This is a genomic window from uncultured Aquabacterium sp. (assembly GCF_913773725.1).
GTDB lineage: Bacteria > Pseudomonadota > Gammaproteobacteria > Burkholderiales > Burkholderiaceae_C > Aquabacterium.
The window spans coordinates 1-4,413 of the sequence record NZ_CAJYGK010000025.1 but is presented as its reverse complement, the minus strand read 5'-3'; the positions used below and the strand labels follow the sequence as shown (position 1 = coordinate 4,413).

Below are 4,413 nucleotides of genomic sequence, written 5' to 3'. Positions count from 1 at the left end.
GCGAGCTTGAGCCACTCGCGCCAGATCAGCGCGAACAGATCGAAGCGCAGCGCACCGGCGATGGCCAGCAGCAGCGCGACGGCGATCAGCAGGGTGCTGGTGTTCCAGTCGGAAGCCATGGTGAACGCTCCTGTCGGTGATGAGGAACGGCTCCATGCTCGCACCGTCGGCGACGGGGAGCAAGGAGCCGGTTCCTTCACAGGCCACGCGCAGGGGCGGCCCGAGCTGCCTCAGAAGCGGTGGTTGTACTGCAGGCCCAGCAGGGCCGAGCTGAGCTTGTAGCGGCCGACCACGGTGGCGCAGCTGGAGGTGTTGCGAGCCGGGTTGCAGACGGCCGAGCCGACGGCATTGGTCTGGCCGCCGTTGTCGTAGGCGTTGATCTCGCCCGAGTCCACGTGGATGTAGCTCAGCGCGAAGTCGAGCGAGCGCTTGCTGTCCAGCTTCCAGTTCAGGCCGGCCGACAGCCAGCTGCGGTCGCCGTCGGGGATGGACGGCGTGCGCGTCGCCGGGGTCACGGGCGACTGGTCGAAGGCCACGCCGCCGCGCAGCTGCAGGGTCTCGGTCCACTGGTGCGAAACGCCCAGCGAGGCGCGCACGGTGTCGGTCCAGCGCTGCGGTGTCACGGAGTCAGCCAGGTTGTTGGCGAAGTCCACGCGCAGCTCCTGGAAGCGCGAGTGGCGCGTCAGGGTGATGTCGCCCATCACCGCGGTGCGGGCGTCGTGCCGCTTGTAGAAGGAGAAGGACAGGGACTCCGGCGTCTTGACGCTGAGCTGGGCGGCGCTGTCGGTGTAGGCGGCCAGCAGCTGGGCCTGCACCTGGCTGCCGGCACCGGGCAGGGCCGCGTTCAGCAGCGTGGCCAGGTTGCCGGCGGCGGGCTGCACCTGCCAGCGGGCATCACCCTTCAGCGTGTGCTTGACGGAGGAGCGGTAGGCAATGCCGAAGCGGGTGTCCTCGTCCGGGCTGTACATCAGGCCCAGGTTGAAACCCACGCCCCAGTCCTTGCCCTCGACGTCGACGCGGCCCGAGTAGCTGGGGTTGCCGGAGGCCGTCTTGATCAGGCCGCCGAGCTGGTTGACGACCGCATTGCGGATGATCTCCGCCGGCACGCCGGGCACGGCATTGGCCCGCACCTGGGCGTCGATGATCGAGGCCATGGCACCGGAGCCGAAGTCCGCACCCTTGGACAGCTTGCCCTCGATGTGCTGCGCGCTGACACCGGCGCCCAGGCTCAGGCGCTCGTTGAGCTTGAAGGCGACGGAGGGATTGATGGTCAGCGTCTTCAGCTCGGTGGCGATGCTGTTGTAGCGGCCGGTCCAGTTGCTGTCGTACTCGCTCTTGGAGCCGAAGGGCACGAAGATGCCCAGTCCGGCCGTGAGCCGATCGTTGTAGCGGTGGCTCAGATAGGCATGCGGCACGGCGGTCGGTTCGACGAAATCGCCCGCCGCCCCGCCGCGGCTGGACAGGCCGAACTGCGTGATGCTGCCCCCGTCGCTGAAGCGGCCGCGGGGCAGCACCAGGTTCAGCACGCCGCTGGCCTGGGTGCCTTCCAGGCGACTCAGCCCGGCCGGGTTGTAGAACAGCACCGAAGCGTCCGACGCCTCGGCTGCATTGGCGTTGGCCGTGCCCTGTGCAGAGGCCGACTGGGAGCCGAAGTGGTAGCCCGAGGCCTGGGCCAGCGGGGCAGCCACGACGGCTGCCAGCGCGAGCATCAAGGGGTGAACGACAGGGCGGTTCAAGATGTTTGTGTCCGTGGTTTCGAGGTTATGTCACAAGCTGTGACCGGAATTTTTGATGATAGCCGGCGGGGATTCGCAGCCGCCTCGCGCCGTCGAGAGCCCCTTGCTTTGCCGCCGTCGCCAAGGTGACAGACCCTGCAGCCCTGCGGCCGGGGGATGGGTTTCTTCGTGAACGGGGTTCAACCGTGCCACGATGCGCACCACCGCGCCAGGCAGGGCAGCGGGCCGCGACCCTGCCGTGCTGCGAACCCCACAAGAACCCTGAAGGAGATCTCGATGCCGCAGCGCATTGCCCATGCCATGACCCCTGTGGCCGCCTCGCTGGCGGCCGGCCTGCTGTTGAGCGCCTGCGGCGGCGGTGGCGGTGATTCGACGGCGGGCACGCCGTCTGCACCCACGTACTCGGCCGAGATCCGCTACACCAGCTACGGCGTGCCGCACGTCAAGGCGGACGACTTCAAGGGTGCCGGCTACGGTTATGGCTACGCCTTTGCCAACGACCACATCTGCCTGTTCGCGCAGGAGCTGGTGACGCTGCGCGGGCAGCGCTCGCGCTTCTTCGGCGATGTGGATGCCAAGGGCGTGCCCATCACCTATCTGGGCCAGTCCGGCGACTTCACGCCGAATCTGTCGTCCGACTTCTTCTACAAGCTGCTGATGACGCCGGCGCTGGCGCAGTCGATGAGGGAGGCCAGCAGCCCCGACGTGCGCGACATGGTCAGTGGCTTCGTGGCCGGCTACAACCGCTATCTGCGCGACAAGGGCATCAACGGCCTGCCGCTGGAGTGCAAGGGGGCGGCCTGGGTCACGCCCATGACCGAGGACGAGGCCTACTGGCGCTTCAGCCAGGCCGCCATGGCGGGCAGCTCGATGCAGTTCATCAACGCCATCGGTGCGGCCCAGCCGCCCGGGCCGAAGCCGGCGGGTGCGACGACGGTGGCGGCGCTGAGCGCCAAGGCACTCAAGCGCCCGAGCACGCAGCTGGCGGTGCTGAACAGCCCGCTGGTGCAAAGCACGCAGGCGCTGTTCGAGCACGCCATCGGTTCCAACGGTTATGGGCTGGGCAAGGGGGTGACGCAGAGCGGCGCCGGCATCGTGATGGGCAATCCGCACTTCCCATGGTGGGGCGCGCTGCGGCTGCACAAGCTGCACATCACCATCCCCGGCAAGTACGACGTGTTCGGCTCGACCCTGCTGGGCACGCTGGTGCCGCTGATCGGCTTCAACAAGGATGTGGCCTGGACGCACACCTTCTCCACCGACAACCGCTTCACGCTGTTCCAGCTCAAGCTCGATCCGGCGGACCCGACGCGCTACCAGGTCGACGGCACCTTCAAGGCCATGAGCAAGACCGTGCTCAGCGTCGAGGCGCTGCAGCCCGATGGCAGCATGAAGACGCACCAGCGCACGATGTACGGCACCGACTTCGGCCCGGTGCTCAGCGACGGTGCCACCTTCGGCTGGTCGGCGGGCGCCGCGTTCGCGATCCGCGACGCCAACTACACCAACTACAAGCTGCTCGACCAGGCCCTGCTCAACGGCAAGTCCACCAGCGCCGAGAGCCTGCGCGAGTCGCTGGCCACGCACAACGCGATGCCCTGGGTCAACACCATGGCGGCCGACCGCAACGGCAAGGCGCTCTATGCCAACTACTCGGTGGCCGCCAATGTCAGCGATGCCCAGCTGGCCAGCTGCGTCAACAGCCCGACCGGCCAGTTCCTGCTGGCCAGCCGCGGGCTGGTGCTGATGGACGGCAGCAAGAGCAGCTGCAACTGGAACGGCGCCATCCCCAGCGCGCAGCGGCCCTATGTGCTGCGCGACGACTACATCGTCAACGCCAACGACAGCCACTGGCTGCCCAACGACAAGGTGCGCCTGGCCGGCTATCCCAAGATCATCGCAACCGGCCCGGTGGCCGAGGGCCGCGAGCAGGGCGAGCGCACCCGCACCGGCATCGTGCAGGTGCTGGACCGCATGAAGGGCACGGACGGCCTGCCCGGCACCGGCTTCACGCTGGCGAATCTGCAGCAGGTCTATGCCAAGAGCCGCTTCCTGAAGGCCGAGCTGTGGCTGGACGAGTTCCTGGCAGCGCGCTGCGCCGGCGGCAGCCTGACGGCGATGGACAGCAAGGGCATGATGACCGACCTCGGCAAGGCCTGCGGCGTGCTGTCGGTCTGGAAGAAGACCGAGGGCATGGCCGATCCGGGCTCGCTGCTGTTCCGCAAGTTCTACGAGCTGTCCGGCGAGATGAAGGACGCCAGCCTGTGGCGGGTGGCCTATGACCCGGCCGACCCGGTCAACACGCCGCGCGGCTACAACCCGGCCGACACCAAGGCCGTGACGCTGCTGGCCGACGCGGTGCAGTGGTTCAACGCCAACAAGTTCGCGCTGGAGGAGGTCAATGCCCGCAAGCAGGTGGTCGTGCGCGACGGTGCGCCCATCTCCATCCCGGGCGGCCGCTACACCTTCAACAACATCCGCGGCAATCTCAGCGCCGGCCTCTATGGCGACCCGGTCTACGGCAACAGCTATATGCAGTGGGTGACCTTCGATGCCAACGGCCCGGTGGCCGAGGGCATCCTGACCTACTCGCAGAGCAGCCACCTGCTGTCGCCGCACTTCTCGGACCAGACCCGGCTCTACTCGGACATCTTCCTCAAGGGTGCCAAGTGGGCCA

Annotated in this window: 2 protein-coding genes; one reads left to right on the top strand and one right to left on the bottom strand. The window is 67.8% G+C overall.

What is annotated here, in order from left to right; translation table 11 throughout:
- Positions 1–230: 230 nt before the first annotated feature.
- The gene (locus QZ709_RS02765; RefSeq protein WP_294635824.1) at positions 231–1,736 is read right to left on the bottom strand and encodes an OmpP1/FadL family transporter; all 1,506 of its coding nucleotides are present in this window, start codon (positions 1,734–1,736) and stop codon (positions 231–233) included.
- A gap of 276 nt (positions 1,737–2,012) precedes the next feature.
- Here QZ709_RS02765 and QZ709_RS02760 point away from each other — a divergent pair.
- Positions 2,013–4,413, top strand: a 2,401-nt coding sequence (locus QZ709_RS02760) for a penicillin acylase family protein (protein ID WP_294635823.1), incomplete at its 3' end; no start/stop codon positions are given.